This is a genomic window from Escherichia albertii (assembly GCF_028622335.1).
In the GTDB taxonomy this organism is placed as follows: domain Bacteria; phylum Pseudomonadota; class Gammaproteobacteria; order Enterobacterales; family Enterobacteriaceae; genus Escherichia; species Escherichia albertii.
Window position 1 is genome coordinate 881378 of sequence record NZ_CP117568.1, and the last position, 20036, is coordinate 901413.

At 49.9% G+C, this 20036-nt stretch carries 19 protein-coding genes; 6 read left to right on the forward strand and 13 right to left on the reverse strand.

What is annotated here, in order from left to right:
* The first annotated feature begins 6 nt into the window (after positions 1 to 6).
* Positions 7 to 669 (forward strand): exodeoxyribonuclease X, encoded by a 663-nt coding sequence (gene exoX, locus PS053_RS04285; protein WP_000944295.1) that lies wholly within the window; start codon positions 7 to 9, stop codon positions 667 to 669.
* On the opposite strand, the gene ptrB is transcribed toward exoX, so the two are convergent.
* The 3 genes from ptrB to yebG form a co-directional block, all read right to left on the reverse strand.
* Complete coding sequence (gene ptrB, locus PS053_RS04290) at positions 666 to 2723, reverse strand: oligopeptidase B (protein WP_059220006.1); 2058 nt, start codon at positions 2721 to 2723, stop codon at positions 666 to 668. The genes exoX and ptrB overlap by 4 nt on opposite strands.
* Before the next feature lie 313 nt (positions 2724 to 3036).
* Entirely contained in the window at positions 3037 to 3393 is a 357-nt protein-coding gene (gene yebF, locus PS053_RS04295) for a protein YebF (RefSeq protein ID WP_044708625.1), read from the reverse strand.
* Between the two features lie 66 nt (positions 3394 to 3459).
* Positions 3460 to 3750, reverse strand: a complete 291-nt coding sequence (gene yebG, locus PS053_RS04300; RefSeq protein WP_000257733.1) for a DNA damage-inducible protein YebG — start codon at positions 3748 to 3750, stop codon at positions 3460 to 3462.
* Positions 3751 to 3883: 133 nt separating this feature from the next.
* On the opposite strand from yebG, the gene purT reads away from it, so the two are divergent.
* The gene (gene purT / locus PS053_RS04305; RefSeq protein ID WP_059227257.1) at positions 3884 to 5062 is read left to right on the forward strand and encodes a formate-dependent phosphoribosylglycinamide formyltransferase; all 1179 of its coding nucleotides are present in this window, start codon (positions 3884 to 3886) and stop codon (positions 5060 to 5062) included.
* 54 nt (positions 5063 to 5116) lie between these two features.
* Here purT and kdgA read toward each other — a convergent pair whose 3' ends face one another.
* The 4 genes from kdgA to PS053_RS04325 all read right to left on the reverse strand — a co-directional run bounded on the left by kdgA (position 5117) and on the right by PS053_RS04325 (position 9643).
* A complete protein-coding gene (gene kdgA, locus PS053_RS04310; protein ID WP_000800512.1) occupies positions 5117 to 5758 on the reverse strand; it encodes a bifunctional 4-hydroxy-2-oxoglutarate aldolase/2-dehydro-3-deoxy-phosphogluconate aldolase in 642 nt (213 codons plus the stop codon).
* 38 nt (positions 5759 to 5796) lie between these two features.
* Complete coding sequence (gene edd, locus PS053_RS04315) at positions 5797 to 7608, reverse strand: phosphogluconate dehydratase (protein ID WP_001069473.1); 1812 nt, start codon at positions 7606 to 7608, stop codon at positions 5797 to 5799.
* 234 nt (positions 7609 to 7842) lie between these two features.
* Positions 7843 to 9318, reverse strand: coding sequence for a glucose-6-phosphate dehydrogenase (gene zwf / locus PS053_RS04320; RefSeq protein ID WP_000301734.1), 1476 nt, complete (start codon positions 9316 to 9318; stop codon positions 7843 to 7845).
* A gap of 106 nt (positions 9319 to 9424) precedes the next feature.
* Positions 9425 to 9643 carry a hypothetical protein gene (locus PS053_RS04325; RefSeq protein WP_044709413.1) on the reverse strand — a complete coding sequence of 73 codons (219 nt, stop codon included), beginning with the start codon at positions 9641 to 9643 and terminating at the stop codon, positions 9425 to 9427.
* Positions 9644 to 9665: 22 nt separating this feature from the next.
* On the opposite strand from PS053_RS04325, the gene hexR reads away from it, so the two are divergent.
* Positions 9666 to 10535, forward strand: a complete 870-nt coding sequence (gene hexR, locus PS053_RS04330; protein ID WP_001056700.1) for a DNA-binding transcriptional regulator HexR — start codon at positions 9666 to 9668, stop codon at positions 10533 to 10535.
* Positions 10536 to 10661: 126 nt separating this feature from the next.
* A complete protein-coding gene (gene pyk / locus PS053_RS04335) occupies positions 10662 to 12104 on the forward strand; it encodes a pyruvate kinase (protein WP_000091143.1) in 1443 nt (480 codons plus the stop codon).
* Between the two features lie 142 nt (positions 12105 to 12246).
* Here the strand turns inward: pyk and lpxM are convergent, their stop codons facing one another.
* From lpxM to znuA, 3 genes are all read right to left on the reverse strand, one after another.
* Positions 12247 to 13221, reverse strand: a complete 975-nt coding sequence (lpxM, locus tag PS053_RS04340) for a lauroyl-Kdo(2)-lipid IV(A) myristoyltransferase (RefSeq protein WP_002462315.1) — start codon at positions 13219 to 13221, stop codon at positions 12247 to 12249.
* Between the two features lie 117 nt (positions 13222 to 13338).
* A complete protein-coding gene (gene mepM / locus PS053_RS04345) occupies positions 13339 to 14661 on the reverse strand; it encodes a murein DD-endopeptidase MepM (RefSeq protein WP_001184056.1) in 1323 nt (440 codons plus the stop codon).
* A gap of 15 nt (positions 14662 to 14676) precedes the next feature.
* A complete protein-coding gene (gene znuA / locus PS053_RS04350) occupies positions 14677 to 15609 on the reverse strand; it encodes a zinc ABC transporter substrate-binding protein ZnuA (protein ID WP_256878937.1) in 933 nt (310 codons plus the stop codon).
* 78 nt (positions 15610 to 15687) lie between these two features.
* On the opposite strand from znuA, the gene znuC reads away from it, so the two are divergent.
* Positions 15688 to 16443 carry a zinc ABC transporter ATP-binding protein ZnuC gene (gene znuC, locus PS053_RS04355; RefSeq protein WP_000203005.1) on the forward strand — a complete coding sequence of 252 codons (756 nt, stop codon included), beginning with the start codon at positions 15688 to 15690 and terminating at the stop codon, positions 16441 to 16443.
* Positions 16440 to 17225 (forward strand): zinc ABC transporter permease subunit ZnuB, encoded by a 786-nt coding sequence (gene znuB, locus PS053_RS04360; protein ID WP_059215729.1) that lies wholly within the window; start codon positions 16440 to 16442, stop codon positions 17223 to 17225. Before znuC ends, znuB begins: the two co-directional genes overlap by 4 nt.
* Positions 17226 to 17372: 147 nt before the next feature.
* Here znuB and ruvB read toward each other — a convergent pair whose 3' ends face one another.
* The 3 genes from ruvB to PS053_RS04375 form a co-directional block, all read right to left on the reverse strand.
* Positions 17373 to 18383: a Holliday junction branch migration DNA helicase RuvB gene (gene ruvB / locus PS053_RS04365; protein ID WP_000568517.1), complete on the reverse strand. Its 1011-nt coding sequence runs from the start codon at positions 18381 to 18383 to the stop codon at positions 17373 to 17375.
* Positions 18384 to 18391: 8 nt separating this feature from the next.
* Positions 18392 to 19003: a Holliday junction branch migration protein RuvA gene (gene ruvA, locus PS053_RS04370; protein ID WP_000580343.1), complete on the reverse strand. Its 612-nt coding sequence runs from the start codon at positions 19001 to 19003 to the stop codon at positions 18392 to 18394.
* Positions 19004 to 19098: 95 nt separating this feature from the next.
* Positions 19099 to 19785, reverse strand: a complete 687-nt coding sequence (locus PS053_RS04375; protein WP_054411264.1) for a hypothetical protein — start codon at positions 19783 to 19785, stop codon at positions 19099 to 19101.
* Between the last annotated feature and the right edge of the window lie 251 nt (positions 19786 to 20036).

A 20036-nucleotide genomic window follows, 5' to 3' on the forward strand; every position in this document is an offset into this window, starting at 1 on the left:
TTTGCCATGTTGCGTATTATCGATACAGAAACCTGCGGTTTACAGGGGGGGATCGTGGAGATTGCCTCCGTTGATGTTGTTGACGGGAAAATCGTTAATCCGATGAGTCACCTGGTTCGCCCTGACCGCCCTATTACTCCGCAAGCGATGGCAATTCATCGTATTACTGAATCCATGGTCGCCGACAAACCGTGGATTGAGGACGTGATCCCACACTATTACGGTAGTGAATGGTATGTCGCGCACAACGCCAGCTTTGACCGCCGTGTACTACCTGAAATGCCTGGCGAATGGATCTGCACCATGAAACTGGCCCGTCGTTTGTGGCCAGGAATTAAATACAGCAACATGGCGCTGTATAAAACGCGCAAGCTGAATGTGCAGACGCCGCCGGGGCTGCATCACCACCGCGCGCTGTATGACTGTTACATCACAGCAGCCTTGCTTATCGATATTATGAACACATCCGGCTGGACGGCAGAACAAATGGCTGATATCACCGGGCGTCCGTCTCTGTTAACAACGTTCACATTTGGCAAGTATCGCGGTAAGGCGGTTTCTGAAGTTGCAGAGCGCGATCCGGGCTATCTGCGATGGTTGTTTAACAACCTTGATAGCATGAGCCCGGAACTGCGTTTAACATTAAAACATTATCTGGAGAATGCTTAGGCAGGTTTGCCCGGCAATGTCCCCTGCGCCAGGGCTATCAGGAAAGCATATTCCATCGCCACGCCTTCGTAAGATTTAAAGCGTCCTGATTTACCGCCATGCCCTGAATCCATGTCGGTACATAACAACAACAGATGGTCGTCCGTTTTTAGCTCGCGCAACTTAGCCACCCATTTGGCGGGTTCCCAATATTGCACCTGTGAATCATGTAAACCGGTAGTCACCAGCAAGTGCGGATAAGCCTGCGCCGTGACATTGTCATACGGACTATAGCTTTTCATATACTCATAATACTGAGGATCCTGCGGATTTCCCCACTCTTCAAACTCACCAGTCGTAAGAGGGATCGACTCATCAAGCATCGTTGTCACAACATCAACAAATGGCACCTGAGCGATCACACCGTGGAATAGCTCAGGACGTTCATTAATCGCAACGCCCATCAACATCCCGCCTGCACTACCGCCCATCGCATAACAGAGTGAAGGAGAGCCATATCCCAGCTTTAACAATGCGTCGCAGGCATCAAGATAATCATTGAAGGTATTTTTCTTTTTCAGAAATTTACCGTCTTCATACCACTGTTGCCCCAGCTCACCGCCACCACGAACATGCACAATGGCGTAGACAAAACCACGATCCAATAAACTTAAGCGGCTGTAACTAAAATCAGCATCAATGCTTGCACCGTAAGATCCATAACCGTACACCAACAGTGGATTATGTCCTTTCTGGAAATGCTTGCGATGATAAACCAGCGAAACCGGAACTTCGACGCCATCACGAGAAGTGATCCACAGATGTTCACTACGGTAATTCGCCGCTTCGAAACCGGGGACTTCCATTTGTTTCAGCACCCGGCGTTCCCCCGTATCCATATCCAGTTCAAACAAAGTATCTGGCGTGGTCATTGACGAATAACCGTAACGCAATCGCGAGGTCTCTGGTTCCGGGTTATATGCTATCCAGGTCACATAGGCCGGATCGTCAAAAGCAATGCCGATAACTTCCCGCGTTTTGCGATTGATCTGTCGCAGACTGGTCAAGCCACGCTGGCGTTCTTCAACAACCAGCCAGTCCGTAAACAGCGTAAAGCCCTCCAGCATGATGTTATCGCGCGGTGGAATTAACTCTTCCCACTCCAGCTCATCACGCATTCGAGTACGGTATAAACCAAAATTTTTACCATTGCGGTTGGAACGCAAATAAAACCGATGTTGATAGTGATCGAGACTGTACTCATGGCCTTTGCGCCGCGGTAAAAAGACAAATGGCTCGGCATCAGCCAGTTCTGCATCTAACAGACGAACTTCGCTGGTGGTGGCGCTGGCGAGATGAATGACCACATAGTGCTTCGAAGTCGTTTTATGCAGGCTGACATAAAAGGTCTCGTCTTTTTCTTCGTAAATCAATTTATCTTGAGATGTTGGTGTGCCTATGGAATGGCGCCAGACCTGATAAGGCAGCAGCGTCACCGGATGTTTGCGCACATAGTAAAAAGTCCAGGAATCATTCGCCCAGACAAAGCTGGGTTCAACATTATCAAGAAGTTCGGGATACCAATTACCTGTTTCAAGATTGCGAAAACGGATGCCGTACTGGCGTCGGGAGAGGAAATCTTCCGCCAGCGCCATAATGGTGTTATCGGGCGTAACCGACATTCCCCCCATGGAATAAAATTCGCTGTGCGCCGCCCGCTTGTTTGCATCAAGCAAAGTCTCCCATTCGTCCCATTCTTCACTAAACGCCGACTGACGCTGATAGATGGCATATTCACAGCCTGGTTCATAAATATGCCGATAGCGATAGCCATTTTTAATGTAAGGCGCAGAAATTTCTTTTTGCGGTATACGATCGATGATCTCTTTTAATATTCTATCCTGCAAAGCCTGCTGTGAAGCCATCACCTGGTGACCATAGCTATTTTCTTGTTGCAGATAATCCAACACTTCCGGCTGCGAGCGCGTGTCATCCCGCAGCCAATAGTAATTGTCGATGCGTGTGTCGCCATGAAGTGTCATGACGTGAGGAATTTGGGTCGCTTTTGGTGGCATGTGATTGTTCTTTCAGATTGAAACATCTTATAAGGGTGGCAAAACTCACCAGGGATGCAAGCGAAACAGGATAGTCATTGCATCGATATTGACACGTTATGGCATGAAAATAGAAATAGTGCAGGTTGACATCATCCGCCTGCTCAGGTGTTTACGTTGGTTTGTTTAATACAATAACGTTAGTGGCAGCATAACTCAGAAAATAGATTTCCAGCGCCTCTTCTTTATTACGGACACTTTTCACCAGCGTTGCGATTCGAACAGTTGTCCGTTCAATAAGTATTGCGACCCTGCTCACCAGGGTCGACGGTGATTAACGGTGCTGATATTCCGCCATTCCCGCTTTACAGTCCACATTCACCAGATAATGAATATCGGCACTTTTACCGCGCACGGTCAACGGCACTGACCATTTGCCCTCTTTGCCCTGAATATCCTGCAAACTGACCCAAGCCACTGGGTCGACCTGGCCAACGATTTTTTGATCGTCTACCCAGCGCGCCACGCGGTTTTGTTGGTAGTCACGTTTCACACTCGCCGCAATTCCGGCAGCATCCAGACCTTCACATTTGGGAAAAGTAACCGACTTGCTGGTTTCGTTATTGGCAGCGAAAACTGATGCACAGGCGGAAGCCAACAACAGCCCCAACAACGCTCCTCTTTTTTTCATGTTTTTCTCCATAGCACAATGATTCAGGAGAAAGCATGGTACAAATTGTCAGGAGCGCAAGTTACTTCAAGCTGCGTGAGTTTCATCTTCCACATCGGGGCCCGTATCGACCACCTGCGGAGACGGCAATTTGCCAGTTTTCAGGATTGTGCTCAACACATCTTTCTGTTCAGCCAACCATAGTGCAAGGGCTTCTCGTTGCTCGTCTTCCATTTTCACCGGGGAATTTGTCAGCCAGGTGTCGAGAAGATCTGCTGTATCGAGCATTTTGTCATAAGCATCGGCTTCCTTTTTGCTGGTAAACGACATCTTCTCTTCGCCCTCACGAATGACCACGTATTTAACTTCAACCGCCATTTGCAGCCTCTCACAATAACTGTAATTTTATACAGCATATTTCTTTTTGACCGGAAAATCAACATTAGCAATAAAGACATGCGCAAACGTTTTCGTTTATACTGCGCGCGGAATTAATCAGGGGATATTCGTTATGACGTTATTAGGCACTGCGCTGCGTCCGGCAGCAACTCGCGTGATGTTATTAGGCTCCGGTGAATTGGGTAAAGAAGTGGCAATCGAGTGTCAGCGTCTTGGCATAGAGGTAATTGCTGTCGATCGCTATGCTGACGCACCAGCCATGCATGTCGCACATCGTTCCCATGTCATTAATATGTTGGATGGTGATGCATTGCGCCGCGTGGTTGAACTGGAAAAGCCGCATTATATCGTGCCGGAGATCGAAGCTATTGCCACCGATATGCTGCTCCAGCTTGAAGAGGAAGGACTGAATATTGTCCCCTGCGCTCGCGCAACGAAATTAACGATGAATCGCGAGGGGATCCGTCGCCTGGCGGCAGAAGAGCTGCAATTGCCCACTTCAACTTATCGTTTTGCCGATAGCGAAAGTCTTTTCCGCGAGGCGGTTGCCGACATCGGCTATCCCTGCATTGTTAAACCGGTGATGAGTTCCTCTGGCAAGGGGCAGACATTTATTCGCTCTGCCGAACAGCTTAGCCAGGCATGGGAATACGCCCAGCAAGGCGGTCGCGCCGGAGCAGGTCGCGTGATTGTTGAAGGCGTGGTTAAGTTTGACTTCGAAATTACATTACTGACCGTCAGTGCCGCGGATGGAGTCCATTTCTGTGCCCCCGTAGGCCATCGCCAGGAAGATGGCGACTACCGGGAATCATGGCAACCACAGCAAATGAGTCCGCTGGCCCTGGAACGCGCGCAGGAAATTGCCCGCAAAGTGGTACTGGCGCTGGGCGGTTATGGTCTGTTTGGCGTCGAGTTGTTTGTTTGTGGTGATGAGGTGATTTTCAGCGAAGTCTCCCCTCGCCCGCATGATACCGGGATGGTGACGTTAATTTCCCAGGATCTTTCGGAGTTTGCCCTGCACGTACGCGCTTTTCTCGGTCTTCCGGTTGGCGCTATTCGCCAGTATGGTCCGGCCGCTTCAGCCGTTATCCTGCCGCAACTGACCAGCCAGAACATCACGTTTGATAATGTGCAGAATGCCGTTGGCGCAGGTTTGCAGATTCGTTTATTTGGTAAGCCGGAAATTGATGGCAGCCGTCGTCTGGGGGTAGCGCTGGCGACCGCTGAGAGTGTTGATGAGGCCATTGAACGTGCGAAGCTCGCCGCCGGACAGGTGAAAGTACAAGGTTAAACCCGGCAAAAAACGCGACAAAAATGCCCGATTAACAATCGGGCATTTTGATTCTTACAGCTTCGCGCCTTCTACAGCTTCGCGCGCCAGCTTAGTAATACGGTCGTAATCGCCCGCTTCCAGCGCATCTGCCGGAACCAGCCAGGAACCACCGATGCACAGTACGCTTTTCAGCGCCAGGTAATCACGGTAGTTAGCCGGGGAAATACCACCCGTCGGGCAGAAACGAACCTGGGAGAACGGACCTGCAATCGCCTGCAGGGCTTTCACGCCGCCGTTAGCTTCAGCCGGGAAGAATTTAAACTCTTTCAGGCCGTAGTCCATACCCAGCATCAATTCAGACACCGTGCTGATGCCCGGAATCAGAGGAATAGTGCCTTCGGTCGCCGCTTTCAGCAGTGGCTCGGTCAGACCCGGGCTAATGGCGAACTGCGCACCCGCTTCGGTCACTTCCGCCAGTTGCTGCGGATTCAGCACCGTACCGGCACCAACAATCGCTTCCGGCACTTCTTTGGCGATAGCACGGATAGCGTCAACGGCACACTCGGTACGCAGGGTCACTTCCAGAACGCGCACCCCACCAGCAACCAACGCTTTTGCCATTGGCACCGCGTGTTCCAGTTTTTTTACCACGATAACCGGTACAACCGGGCCGGTGGTCAGGATTGATTCTGCACTTGTTTTCCAGTTTTTCATCAGAGTTTTTCTCTCGCCTGATTACAAATTTTGTCGTCTTAAAAAGTGATACAGGTTGCGCCCTGTTCGGCACCGGACAGTTTTTCGCGCAAGGCACTGAATAACTCACGTCCTGTTCCCACGCGTGACGCGCTCAGGTCAGGGATGTGCGGTTCACGAGCGGCCAGTTCCGCTTCGTCTACCAACAGCGTCAGTTCGCCTGTCTGTCCATTCACACGAATGATGTCCCCATCGCGTACTTTCGCCAGCAGCCCGCCATCGTAGGCTTCTGGTGTTACATGGATAGCTGACGGTACTTTACCTGATGCCCCGGAGAGGCGTCCATCGGTAACTAACGCAATTTTGAAACACCGGTCCAATAATACACCAAGTGGCGGCATGAGTTTATGTAATTCTGGCATTCCGTTCGCTTTTGGTCCCTGATGACGGACAACAACGACACAATCACGGTCCAGCATCCCCGCTTCAAAAGCAGGCATAACATCATGCTGGCTTTCAAAAACGACAGCAGGCGCCTCAATAATCTGATTTTCTAACGGCACGGCAGAGGTTTTCATAACAGCACGCCCCAGATTGCCGCTTAAAACTTTTGTCCCGCCATGATGCGAAAACGGCTGTTCGAAAGAGGCAATCACATTGCTATCAAGCGATTTTTCTGCGCCTTCGCGCCAGTCCAGTTTGCCATTATTCAGCCACGGTTCGAGGGTGTAACGCGAGAGACCAAAGCCCGCAACCGTGTTGACATCTTCATGCAACAGACCCGCCTTAAGCAGTTCACGCACCAGCACCGGCACACCACCCGCAGCCTGGAAGTGGTTTATATCGGCTGGACCGTTTGGATACAGACGCGCCATCAGCGGAACGACATCAGAAAGATCGGAGAAATCATCCCAGTTAATCTGGATACCCGCAGCACGCGCCATCGCCACCAGATGCATCGTGTGGTTAGTGGAGCCACCTGTTGCCAGCAGCGCAACAATACCGTTCACCACCACTTTCTCATCGATCATCTTACCGATTGGCATCCATTCGTTGCCATTACCGGTCATACGCGTTACCTGGCGCGCGGCGGCGGCAGTTAATGCATCACGCAATGGAGAGTCAGGATGAACAAATGAAGAGCCAGGCAACTGCATCCCCATAAATTCAACCACCATTTGGTTGGTATTGGCGGTGCCGTAGAAAGTACAGGTTCCCGGAGCATGGTAAGACGCCGCTTCTGACTCCAGCAGCGCCATACGATCCACTTTCCCTTCTGCATAAAGCTGACGAATACGAACTTTTTCTTTATTTGGCAGACCGCTTGCCATTGGCCCTGATGGCACAAATACCGCAGGTAAATGACCGAACGACAGTGCCGCCATCGTCAACCCGGGAACTATCTTATCGCATACGCCGAGGAACAGCGCGCCATCAAACATATTATGAGACAGCCCCACAGCCGCAGACATCGCAATCACTTCGCGGCTTAACAGGGATAGTTCCATTCCGTCCTGCCCCTGAGTTACACCATCGCACATCGCTGGTACGCCACCAGCGACCTGACCGACTGCGTTAGCTTCATGCAGTGCTTTACGAATAATCTCAGGATAATGTTCATAAGGCTGATGAGCAGAGAGCATGTCGTTATAGGAGGTGATGATGGCGATATTGTTACGCAACATGCTTTTCAGGGAGGCTTTGTCTTCTGGCTGGCAAGCGGCGAAACCGTGGGCCAGGTTACCGCATGCCAACTGCGAACGATGAACGGTCGAGGTTTTCGCTTGTTCTATCCGGGCGAGGTAAGCAGAGCGAGTCTCGCGCGAACGTTCAATAATTCGATTTGTTACGCGTAACAATTGTGGATTCATAAAGGCTCCTGAAATTGAGTTGTCAGAGCAGGATGATTCACAACGCGTTTCAGTCAGTGAATTTATGAAAGAAACGCCTGTAACCGGAGCTCATAGGGCAGAAACGTTTCAGTCAGTGTAATAAAAAAAGCCTCGCGGGTGAATCCACACGAGGCTTAAAAGTGTAAAAATTGCTCTACAATCTGTGCAAGATCATGTTACCGGTAAAATAACCATTAAGGATGAGTCGAGATATTACTCAAACTCATTCCAGGAACGGCCATCACGGGTAATCATCGCCACCGAAGCAACCGGTCCCCAGGTCCCGGCCTGGTATGGTTTCGGCGCATCGTTGTCCATCGCCCACGCTTCAGTAATAGAGTCCACCCATTTCCACGCTTCTTCCACTTCGTCGCGACGTACAAACAGCGCCTGAATGCCGCGCATCGTTTCCAGCAGCAACCGTTCATAAGCATCGGCGAGATGTGTCTGATTGAAGGTCTCCGAATAGCTCAGATCCAGCTTGGTCGTTTGTAGATTGTGCTTATGGTCGAGGCCAGGAACCTTATTCAGTACCTGGATATCCACACCTTCATCAGGTTGCAGGCGGATAGTCAGTTTATTCTGCGGCAGATCCTGCCAGGACTCTTTAAACAGATTCAGCTCAGGTGATTTGAAATAGACCACCACCTCGGAGCATTTGGTCGGCAGACGTTTACCGGTACGCAGGTAGAATGGTACGCCAGCCCAACGCCAGTTATCGATGTCAACGCGGATTGCCACGAAAGTTTCGGTGCAACTGCTTTTGTTCGCGCCCTCTTCTTCCAGATAACCCGGAACTTTCTTGCCCTGAGCGAAACCTGCGGTGTATTGTCCGCGAACCGTTTTTTCGCGCACATTGGAGCGGTCAATTCGGCGCAGCGACTTCAGCACTTTCACTTTTTCATCGCGGATATTATCGGCGCTCAGATCAGACGGCGGAGACATTGCAATCATGCAGAGAATTTGCAGCAGATGGTTCTGGACCATATCGCGCATTTGACCCGCTTTATCAAAATAGCCCCAGCGCCCTTCAATCCCGACTTCTTCTGCCACCGTGATCTCAACATGATCAATGGTGCGATTGTCCCAGTTGTTCACAAACAGGGAGTTAGCAAAACGCAGTGCCAACAGGTTGAGTACCGTCTCTTTCCCCAGATAGTGGTCGATACGGTAAACCTGACACTCTTCGAAGTATTCACCCACCTGATCGTTGATTTCACGGGAAGTTGCCAGCGATGTCCCCAGCGGTTTTTCCATCACCACACGCGCCGGTTTGGCGTTAAGTTTTGCCTCGCCCAATCCTTTGCAGATCGCGCCAAAAGTACTCGGCGGCATGGCAAAATAGTTAATCGTAATACGATTTTTTTGATCCAGCAGCGCGCCAAGGCGGCTGAATGCGGCAGTATCATTGACATCAAGATTACAAAAATCCAGACGCGCACTCAGGGTATCCCATAAACCTTCATCAATGGTTTCTTTCATGAAAGTTTCGAGCGCCTCGCGGACAACTTTTGTGTATGCCGCTTTGTCCCAGTCAGCACGACCTACGCCGATAATCCGGGTTTCCGGATTGAGCTGACCGGCTTTTTCCAGTTGATACAGGGAAGGCAGCAATTTACGACGCGCAAGGTCGCCTTTCGCGCCGAAAATGACCAGGTCACAGGCCTGGGCTGTTTGCGTTACCGCCATGTCATTCTCCTTAAATTAACTAACCCGGTACTTAAGCCTGGGTATACTTGTAATTTTCTTACAATGCACTGTACTGCTTTTACGAGCTTGCGAAAACTGTAAACGCTTATCCACCCGTGCGATTACCGTAAAAGCCCCTGAAGCGCGATAAAACTGATAAAAAAATCATCGTTTTTGTCATTTTCTCATTCAATAAAAATCTGACATCGATCATGTAATGAAAAAAAATAACAACTTTTTTATCCGCTTTTGCCATTAAAGCAACACACAGGCGTAATATCAGACAAAATTGCATTTCGATTTCTTTCAGTGCGGAAATCATCATTACCCGTGAGTCTCTTTACATCATGAATATGCTGGAAAAAATCCAGTCTCAACTGGAACATTTGAGCAAATCAGAACGCAAAGTCGCTGAGGTCATTCTTGCTTCGCCAGACAATGCGATCCATTCGAGTATTGCTGCTCTGGCGCTGGAAGCCAACGTCAGCGAACCGACGGTGAACCGATTCTGTCGCAGCATGGACACCCGCGGTTTTCCTGATTTTAAATTGCATCTGGCACAAAGTCTGGCTAATGGCACTCCCTATGTTAATCGCAACGTCAATGAAGATGACAGCGTTGAATCATACACGGGGAAAATATTTGAGTCGGCAATGGCGACACTCGATCACGTTCGCCACTCGCTGGACAAATCCGCCGTCAACCGTGCTGTCGATCTCCTCACTCAGGCAAAGAAAATAGCCTTTTTCGGGTTGGGTTCTTCTGCCGCCGTCGCCCACGATGCGATGAATAAGTTTTTTCGCTTCAATGTTCCAGTAATCTACTCTGACGATATCGTGCTGCAACGAATGAGTTGTATGAATTGTAGCGACGGAGACGTCGTTGTGCTGATTTCTCACACCGGAAGAACTAAAAATCTTGTTGAACTGGCGCAGCTGGCGCGAGAAAACGATGCTATGGTAATCGCCCTCACCTCCACGGGAACACCTCTCGCCCAGGAAGCGACACTGGCAATTACACTCGACGTACCGGAAGATACTGACATTTATATGCCCATGGTCTCTCGACTTGCGCAGTTGACCGTGATAGATGTGCTGGCAACAGGATTTACTTTGCGACGCGGTGCAAAATTCAGAGATAACTTGAAGCGGGTCAAGGAAGCTCTTAAAGAATCGCGTTTTGATAAGCAGTTACTTAATCTCGGTGACGATCGCTAAATCGATTATCACTGCTCTATTCTTATACGACATTCGCATGTGTCTAATTCACAACCATTATGGTTTTAATTTATGCGAATTTCATGTTCAAGCAACACCTGGGTGTTTCAGTCAACGGAGTATTACATGTCCAGAAGGCTTCGCAGAACCAAAATCGTTACCACGTTAGGCCCGGCTACCGATCGCGATAACAACCTTGAGAAGGTTATCGCCGCGGGTGCAAACGTCGTACGAATGAATTTTTCTCATGGCTCGCCTGAAGACCACAAAATGCGCGCGGATAAAGTTCGTGAAATTGCCGCAAAACTGGGGCGTCATGTGGCTATTCTCGGTGACCTTCAGGGGCCCAAGATTCGTGTATCAACCTTTAAAGAAGGTAAAGTTTTCCTCAATATTGGGGATAAATTCCTGCTGGACGCCAACCTGGGTAAAGGTGAAGGCGATAAAGAAAAAGTCGGTATCGACTATAAAGGTCTCCCTGCTGACGTTGTACCTGGCGATATTCTGCTGCTGGACGATGGTCGCGTGCAGTTGAAAGTGCTGGAAGTTAAGGGCATGCAAGTGTTCACTGAAGTTACTGTCGGCGGCCCGCTCTCCAACAATAAAGGAATCAACAAACTTGGCGGCGGCCTGTCGGCTGAAGCCCTGACCGAAAAAGACAAAGCAGACATTAAGACTGCCGCTCTGATTGGCGTAGATTATCTGGCCGTCTCCTTCCCGCGCTGCGGCGAAGATCTGAACTATGCCCGCCGTCTGGCTCGCGAGGCGGGTTGCGACGCGAAAATTGTCGCCAAAGTTGAACGTGCGGAAGCCGTTTGCAGTCAGGATGCGATGGACGATATTATCCTCGCCTCTGACGTGGTGATGGTAGCGCGTGGCGACCTCGGTGTTGAAATTGGCGACCCGGAACTGGTGGGCATTCAGAAAGCGTTGATCCGTCGCGCTCGTCAGCTGAACCGTGCGGTAATTACGGCAACTCAGATGATGGAGTCGATGATCACCAACCCGATGCCGACCCGTGCAGAAGTCATGGACGTGGCAAACGCCGTACTGGATGGTACCGATGCTGTGATGTTGTCTGCAGAAACCGCCGCCGGTCAGTATCCGTCAGAAACGGTTGCCGCAATGGCGCGTGTTTGCCTGGGGGCCGAAAAGATCCCGAGCATCAACGTTTCAAAACACCGTCTGGACGTTCAGTTCGACAATGTGGAAGAAGCTATCGCGATGTCGGCAATGTACGCGGCTAACCATCTGAAAGGCGTTACCGCAATCATTACCATGACCGAATCCGGCCGTACCGCGCTGATGACCTCTCGTATCAGCTCTGGCCTACCTATTTTCGCAATGTCTCGTCATGAGCGCACCCTGAACCTGACCGCGCTGTATCGTGGCGTTACCCCGGTTTACTTTGATAGCGCCAATGAAGGCGTCGCGGCTGCCAACGAGGCAGTTAATGTGCTGCGCGATAAAGGTTACCTGATGTCGGGTGACCTGGTCATTGTCACCCAGGGCGACGTAATGAGCACGGTGGGCTCTACCAACACTACGCGTATTTTAACGGTAGAGTAAGTATGTTGCCGAATGTGGCATGAACGCCTTGTCCGGCCTACAATATTGTGATAATTCAAAAAATTACAATTAATTTGTAGGCCAGATAAGCATGCGCATCGGGCCCGTCATCAGACTAAAGCCTCTCCTCGTGAGAGGCTTTCTATTTTTTGATGGGATAGAGATCTTTGCGTTTATATGGCTGGATTTCGCCCGGCTTGCGAGTCTTGAGCAATTTTAAAATCCAGGTGTATTGCTCTGGATGCGGTCCCACAAAAATCTCGACTTCTTCATTCATTCGCCGCGCAATTGTATGATCATCCGCGTCTAACAGATCATCCATCGGTGGGCGAACCTGAATCGTCAGGCGATGCGTTTTCCCATCATAGATTGGAAATAAGGGGACAACACGCGCACGACACACTTTCATCAAACGACCAATCGCAGGCAGCGTTGCTTTGTAAGTAGCGAAGAAATCAACAAACTCACTATGTTCCGGGCCATGATCCTGATCCGGTAAATAATAGCCCCAGTATCCCTGACGAACCGACTGGATGAACGGTTTAATACCATCATTTCGCGCGTGCAAACGACCACCAAAACGACGTCGTACCGTGTTCCAGACATAATCAAAAACCGGGTTACCCTGGTTGTGGAACATCGCCGCCATTTTCTGCCCTTGCGAAGCCATCAGCATGGCGGGGATATCAACTGCCCAACCGTGCGGAACAAGAAAGATCACTTTCTCGTCGTTGCGTCGCATCTCTTCAATGATCTCCAGCCCCTGCCAGTCTACCCGTGGCTGAATTTTCCCTGGCCCGCGTAGCGCCAACTCCGCCATCATCACCATTGCCTGCGGCGCGGTGGCAAACATCTCATCAACAATAGCTTCGCGTTCAGCTTCGCTACGTTCTGGAAAACAAAGCGACAAATTAATCAACGCACGACGGCGCGAGCTTTTACCTAATCGTCCAGCAAAACGGCCCAGTCGCGCCAGAATGGGATCGCGGAATTTCGGCGGTGTTAAGGCAATACCAGCCATCGCCGCCACGCCCAGCCAGGCGCCCCAGTAACGCGGATGGCGAAAGGATTTATCAAACTCAGGAATGTATTCGCTATTATTTTTTTTCGTTTCCATGCTTTTCCAGTTTCGGATAAGGCAAAATCAATCTGCTGATAGTGTAGCGGCGCAGCTTGCCCCGCACCAAATAAAAAAGCCGGTACTGACTGCGTACCGGCTGCGAATGGATGTTAATTAATCAAACCGTAGCTGTGGCACAATCTCTTTGGCCTGTGCAAGGAATTCGCGGCGATCGGAGCCGGTCAGGCCTTCAGTACGCGGCAGTTTCGCCGTCAGTGGGTTCACAGCCTGCTGGTTAATCCATACTTCATAATGTAAATGCGGCCCGGTTGAACGCCCGGTATTGCCCGAAAGCGCAATACGATCGCCACGTTTCACCTTCTGCCCCTGTTTCACCAGAATTTTACGCAGGTGCATATAACGCGTGGTATAGCTGCGACCATGACGAATTGCAACATAATAACCTGCAGCTCCACTGCGCTTAGCGACAACGACTTCACCGTCACCAACCGACAGCACTGGCGTCCCTTGCGGCATGGCAAAATCGACACCTCTGTGCGGCGCGACGCGCCCCGTTACCGGGTTCTGGCGGCGAGGGTTAAAATTAGACGAGATGCGGAACTGTTTCGCCGTCGGGAATCGCAAGAATCCCTTCGCCAGACCAGTACCGTTACGATCATAGAATTTGCCATCTTCGGCGCGAATAGCGTAGTAATCTTTACCTTCGGAGCGCAAACGCACGCCCAGCAACTGACTTTGTTCGCGTTTGCCATCCAGCATTTCGCGTGACATTAATACCGCAAATTCATCGCCTTTTTTAAGTTTGCGGAAGTCCATCTGCCACTGCATCGCTTTAATCACCGCGCTCACTTCAGCGCTGGTTAGCCCGGCGTTTTTGGCGCTGGCGACAAAACTCGCCCCAACGGTGCCTTTCAGTAGATTGTTAACCCACTCCCCTTGCTGCATTTCGCTGGTCATCTTAAAACCGTTAGCGGCAGTACGCTCATAGGTGCGAGTTTCGCGGCGAGAGACTTCCCACGTCAGACGTTGTAAATCGCCCTCAGCGGTTAATGTCCAGGAAAGTTGTTGACCAATTTTCAAGTTACGCAAATCTTTATCAGCAGCAGCTAACTGGGTGATATCCCCCATATCAATACCATATTGATTGAGAATGCTGCTTAGTGTATCGCCTGTGGAAACGACATATTCATGAACACCCGCTTCACCGGCGATTTTATCGTCCAGTTCATCCTGAGGAATGGCTTCATCTTCTTGTGCGGCCTGATCAATCGGCTCACTGGCCTCAGGTAAAAGTGAACGGATTTCGTTCTGTTCCAGCTCAATCGTTTTGACAATTGGTGAGACATCGCGGTGATAAACGTAAGGCCGCCAGACAGCGACGGCCAAAGTAAGAACGGTAAGCGACCCCAACATCACGCGGTGTGGTCGCGGTAAATTATTAAACGCCAGGGCGACAGAGCGGGCTATCTGTTGCACGTAATCACTTCCTCATTAATCTCCTTTCAGGCAGCTCGCATACTGGTTGGCTAATTGGTTCAGGAATTCTGAATAGCTCGTTTTTCCCAGTTTGATATTCGTCCCAAGGGGATCCAACGTTCCCATACGAACGGATGTCCCTCGTGCGACGCTTTCAACGACAGCGGGCCTGAACTGTGGCTCAGCAAAAACGCAGGTTGCTTTTTGCTCAACCAACTGTGTTCTTATTTCATGTAAACGCTGCGCGCCCGGTTGAATCTCAGGGTTAACGGTAAAATGACCAAGTGGTGTCAGTCCGAACTGTTTTTCGAAGTAGCCGTAAGCATCGTGAAAAACGAAATACCCCTTTCCCTTAAGCGGCGCGAGCTCGTTACCAACCTGTTTTTCGGTTGAGGTTAATTGTGCCTCAAAATCCTTCAGGTTGGCGTCAAGTTTGGCTCGACTTTGCGGCATAAGTTCTACTAATTTTCCATGGATTGCAACCGCTGTAGCCCGCGCTATCTCTGGGGAAAGCCAGAGATGCATATTGAAATCGCCGTGATGGTGATCTTCGTCACTTTTTTCTCCATGATCGTGATCATCATCATCGTCGTGAATACTTTTCATCAGTAGCGGTTTTACATTCTCCAGCTGCGCAATCGTTACCTGTTTCGCCTCGGGTAATTTACTCACTGGTTTTTGCATGAACGCCTCCATCTCTGGGCCAACCCAGACTACTAAGTCCGCGTTCTGTAAGCGTTTTACATCTGATGGACGTAGTGAATAGTCATGTTCGGAAGCGCCATCGGGGAGCAATACTTCGGTTTCTGTAACCCCATTGGCAATAGCAGAAGCGATGAAACCAATGGGCTTAAGCGAAGCGACAACGGCGGCATCTGCGGCCTGTGTTGTGCCGCCCCAGAGAGCGGCGGATAATGCAGCGAAAAGAAGCGTTTTTTTATGTAACATAATGCGACCAATCATCGTAATGAATATGAGAAATGTGATATTATAACATTTCATGACTACTGCAAGACTAAAATTAACATGACAAGTCTGGTTTCCCTGGAAAACGTCTCGGTCTCATTTGGCCAACGCCGCGTCCTCTCTGATGTGTCGCTGGAATTAAAACCTGGAAAAATTTTGACCTTACTTGGGCCGAACGGCGCAGGTAAGTCTACGCTGGTGCGGGTCGTACTCGGACTGGTGACACCTGATGAAGGTGTTATCAAGCGCTACGGAAAACTACGCATCGGCTATGTGCCGCAAAAACTGTATCTCGACACCACGTTGCCACTGACTGTAAACCGTTTTTTACGCTTACGCCCTGATACGCATAAAGAAGATATCCTTCCTGCACTGAAACGGGTACAGGCCGGGCATCTGATTGATGCGCCAATGCAAAAACTCTCAGGCGGTGAAACACAGCGCGTACTGCTGGCTCGCGCATTGTTAAATAAACCGCAGTTATTGGTGCTGGATGAACCCACGCAGGGCGTGGACGTAAACGGTCAGGTCGCGTTATATGATCTTATAGACCAGTTGCGCCGTGAGCTGAATTGTGGCGTTTTAATGGTTTCCCACGATCTGCATCTGGTGATGGCAAAAACCGATGAAGTACTTTGCCTGAATCATCACATCTGCTGTTCTGGCACCCCGGAAGTGGTTTCTCTGCATCCAGAATTTATTTCAATGTTTGGCCCTCGCGGTGCGGAGCAACTGGGAATTTACCGCCATCATCATAATCACCGCCACGATTTACAGGGTCGGATTATTCTACGTCGGGGAAATGATCGCTCATGATTGAATTATTATTTCCCGGTTGGTTAGCCGGGATCATGCTGGCCTGTGCCGCAGGTCCACTGGGTTCATTTGTTGTCTGGCGTCGTATGTCATATTTTGGCGATACGCTGGCTCACGCGTCGTTACTTGGCGTCGCGTTTGGTTTATTGCTGAATGTTAATCCATTCTATGCGGTGATTGCTGTTACGCTACTGCTGGCGGGCGGCCTGGTGTGGCTGGAAAAGCGTCCACAACTCGCGATTGATACCCTACTGGGCATTATGGCGCACAGCGCATTGTCGCTGGGTCTGGTGGTCGTCAGTCTGATGTCTAACATCCGCGTTGATTTGATGGCATATCTGTTCGGTGATTTGTTAGCTGTAACACCGGAAGATCTTATATCCATCGCAATTGGCGTTGTTATTGTCGTGGCAATTCTGTTCTGGCAATGGCGTAATTTACTGTCGATGACCATTAGTCCTGACCTGGCGTTTGTCGATGGCGTGAAATTACAGCGTGTTAAGTTATTGTTGATGCTGGTAACGGCGTTGACAATTGGTGTAGCGATGAAGTTTGTCGGCGCGTTGATTATTACTTCACTGCTGATTATTCCAGCCGCCACAGCACGTCGCTTCGCCCGCACGCCAGAACAGATGGCTGGCACCGCCGTTATAGTGGGAATGGTAGCCGTAACAGGCGGTTTAACTTTTTCCGCGTTTTATGATACGCCAGCAGGTCCGTCAGTGGTGCTGTGCGCCGCGCTGCTGTTTATCATCAGCATGATGAAAAAACAGGCCAGTTAATTTGTACCTGAATACAATTGTCGGATGCGGCGTAAACGCCTTATCCGACCTACGGGTTTGCTACTTCTGGCAAGCCTGACAGGACGCGAACAGCGTCGCATCAGGCTCATTGCCAATGTCGGATGCGGCGCAAGCGCCTTATCCGACCTACGGCATTTCTGGCGGCGTGATGCCGAAATGGTTCCACGCTCGCGCTGTTGCCATACGCCCACGCGGCGTACGTTGCAAAAAGCCCTGCTGAATTAAATAAGGTTCCAGCACATCCTCAATGGTTTCGCGCTCTTCGCCAATGGCTGCCGCCAGGTTATCCAGTCCTACCGGACCGCCGAAAAACTTATCGATCACCGCCAGCAATAATTTACGATCCATATAATCGAAACCTTCGGCATCGACATTCAGCATGTCCAGCGCCTGGGCAGCGATGTCTGCTGAAATGGTGCCATCGTGTTTCACTTCGGCAAAATCGCGCACGCGACGCAACAGGCGGTTGGCGATACGTGGCGTACCACGCGCCCGACGCGCCACTTCCAGCGCGCCATCGTCACTCATCTCAAGCCCCATAAAACGCGCGCTACGACTAACGATATATTGCAAATCGGGAACCTGGTAAAACTCAAGACGCTGCACAATACCGAAACGATCGCGCAATGGCGACGTCAACGAACCAGCACGAGTGGTCGCGCCAATAAGGGTAAACGGTGGAAGATCGATTTTAATCGAACGCGCCGCGGGCCCTTCACCGATCATGATATCCAGTTGGTAGTCTTCCATTGCCGGATACAACACCTCTTCCACGACCGGCGAAAGACGGTGAATTTCATCGATAAACAGCACATCGTGCGGTTCAAGATTAGTGAGCATTGCCGCCAGATCGCCCGCTTTTTCTAAAACCGGGCCAGACGTTGTGCGCAAATTAACACCCATTTCATTAGCGACAATGTTGGCAAGCGTGGTTTTCCCCAACCCTGGCGGACCAAATATCAACAGATGATCGAGGGCATCCCCGCGCAGTTTAGCCGCTTTGATGAAAATCTCCATCTGCGAGCGGACCTGCGGCTGACCAACATACTCTTCAAGTAATTTGGGGCGAATGGCGCGATCTGCCACATCTTCCGGCAAAGTCGTACCGGCAGAAATCAGACGGTCTGCTTCAATCATCCTTTACCTCATAACGCGGCGCGCAGGGCTTCGCGAATTAATGTTTCACTGCTGGCATCAGGCCGAGCGATTTTGCTCACCATGCGGCTGGCTTCTTGTGGTTTATAGCCCAGCGCCACCAGCGCAGCAACCGCTTCCTGTTCGGCATCTTCAGTTGCCGGACTTGCCGGGGATGTCAGTACCAGATCTGTCGCAGGTGTAAACAGATCGCCATGCAAGCCTTTAAAGCGATCTTTCATTTCAACAATCAGGCGTTCGGCGGTTTTCTTACCTATACCAGGCAACTTCACCAGCGCCGCAGGTTCTTCACGCTCAACGGCATTTACAAATTGCTGTGCTGACATGCCAGACAGAATCGCCAGAGCAAGTTTTGGGCCAACGCCGTTAGTTTTGATCAACTCTTTAAACAGCGTGCGCTCTTGTTTATTGTTAAAACCGTACAGCAGTTGCGCGTCTTCACGTACCACAAAGTGAGTGAAAACAATCGCTTCTTGCCCCGCTTCCGGGAGTTCGTAAAAACAGGTCATCGGCATATGAACTTCATAGCCTACGCCGCCCACTTCAAGTAACACCAGCGGGGGTTGTTTTTCCAGAATAATGCCTCTGAGTCTGCCTATCACATGACGCTCCAGGATAACGAATTAAAGATAGTGTTGTATGATAAAAAAATGCTGGATAGATATCCAGCGAGATATTGATGATAAACCCAAATTATTCACCGCGATTCGCATATTATTTCACCAGTCCGGCCAACGGGAAGTAACGTGTTTCCACATAGCATGTACTGGGCTGATTTATCATTCTGTCCTGCAACATTCACCAGAGGAGTACCATTGACATAGTCAAACCAGACATTGACATATTCTTCGCCAGTAAATAAATCATTGCTGTATTCGCTGGTATCACAACGCCTTTGCTCAATATCACGAAAACAATGGTTACTGGCGCCACACCCTCCAGCTTTATTAACAATACAAATATTGACCTGATAAAACTGCCTTTCGAGCCAGACTTGCCGTAGTACACCTGCTATACAGAGCGCAGCCAGCAGCAAAGATGACAGCACCAGCCTCTTTTTATATCTTTCACTGGCATAAGCCATACATCCGATGAATAAGGCTAATTGCGCGACAAGAACCAGTTCTTTATTACCATCTACCAGATGCCAGTAATTAAACGTAACGGTAAGTGCCACTGATGCAATCGCTGCACATATCCGATATAGCCCACGTAGATTTTCAAATGGCAACAAAAAAAAGAGTAATGAAATGGTTCCAGGAGCCAGTAACAAGGCGGCGGTATTCGCCTCTGTGAGATCGATAAAACAGGAGGAGAAACCAGCGATAATAAACTGGATAAAAAGAAAAAACAGAATAATATAAATTTGCCAAAGCCATTTCATCGCCGTATCGTCCGTAATATCATTCAGTAATACCAGACAGCTTTAAGATAATACTCATTATCTTGTTGATAAATCGCCGACAGCCAACCATAAGAATCCCTTCAGCACATTTCACAATTCTATTTTCATTCTGTTCTCACTTAACATTATGGTCAACAGAATTGGCCATTTCATTCACATGAAAAATAAAAATATAAAATATATTAATTCAGCAAATATAAAATACGCCTTGTTAATCTTTATCCCTGATG

Bases quoted from the DNA above. Each gene is read 5' to 3' on its own strand.
- exoX (WP_000944295.1), top strand. From the start codon at position 7: ATGTTGCGTATTATCGATACAGAAACCTGCGGTTTACAGGGGGGGATC.
- ptrB (WP_059220006.1), bottom strand. From the start codon at position 2,723: ATGCCACCAAAAGCGACCCAAATTCCTCACGTCATGACACTTCATGGC.
- yebF (WP_044708625.1), bottom strand. From the start codon at position 3,393: ATGAAAAAAAGAGGAGCGTTGTTGGGGCTGTTGTTGGCTTCCGCCTGT.
- yebG (WP_000257733.1), bottom strand. From the start codon at position 3,750: ATGGCGGTTGAAGTTAAATACGTGGTCATTCGTGAGGGCGAAGAGAAG.
- purT (WP_059227257.1), top strand. From the start codon at position 3,884: ATGACGTTATTAGGCACTGCGCTGCGTCCGGCAGCAACTCGCGTGATG.
- kdgA (WP_000800512.1), bottom strand. From the start codon at position 5,758: ATGAAAAACTGGAAAACAAGTGCAGAATCAATCCTGACCACCGGCCCG.
- edd (WP_001069473.1), bottom strand. From the start codon at position 7,608: ATGAATCCACAATTGTTACGCGTAACAAATCGAATTATTGAACGTTCG.
- zwf (WP_000301734.1), bottom strand. From the start codon at position 9,318: ATGGCGGTAACGCAAACAGCCCAGGCCTGTGACCTGGTCATTTTCGGC.
- PS053_RS04325 (WP_044709413.1), bottom strand. From the start codon at position 9,643: ATGATGATTTCCGCACTGAAAGAAATCGAAATGCAATTTTGTCTGATA.
- hexR (WP_001056700.1), top strand. From the start codon at position 9,666: ATGAATATGCTGGAAAAAATCCAGTCTCAACTGGAACATTTGAGCAAA.
- pyk (WP_000091143.1), top strand. From the start codon at position 10,662: ATGTCCAGAAGGCTTCGCAGAACCAAAATCGTTACCACGTTAGGCCCG.
- lpxM (WP_002462315.1), bottom strand. From the start codon at position 13,221: ATGGAAACGAAAAAAAATAATAGCGAATACATTCCTGAGTTTGATAAA.
- znuA (WP_256878937.1), bottom strand. From the start codon at position 15,609: ATGTTACATAAAAAAACGCTTCTTTTCGCTGCATTATCCGCCGCTCTC.
- znuC (WP_000203005.1), top strand. From the start codon at position 15,688: ATGACAAGTCTGGTTTCCCTGGAAAACGTCTCGGTCTCATTTGGCCAA.
- znuB (WP_059215729.1), top strand. From the start codon at position 16,440: ATGATTGAATTATTATTTCCCGGTTGGTTAGCCGGGATCATGCTGGCC.
- ruvB (WP_000568517.1), bottom strand. From the start codon at position 18,383: ATGATTGAAGCAGACCGTCTGATTTCTGCCGGTACGACTTTGCCGGAA.
- PS053_RS04375 (WP_054411264.1), bottom strand. From the start codon at position 19,785: ATGAAATGGCTTTGGCAAATTTATATTATTCTGTTTTTTCTTTTTATC.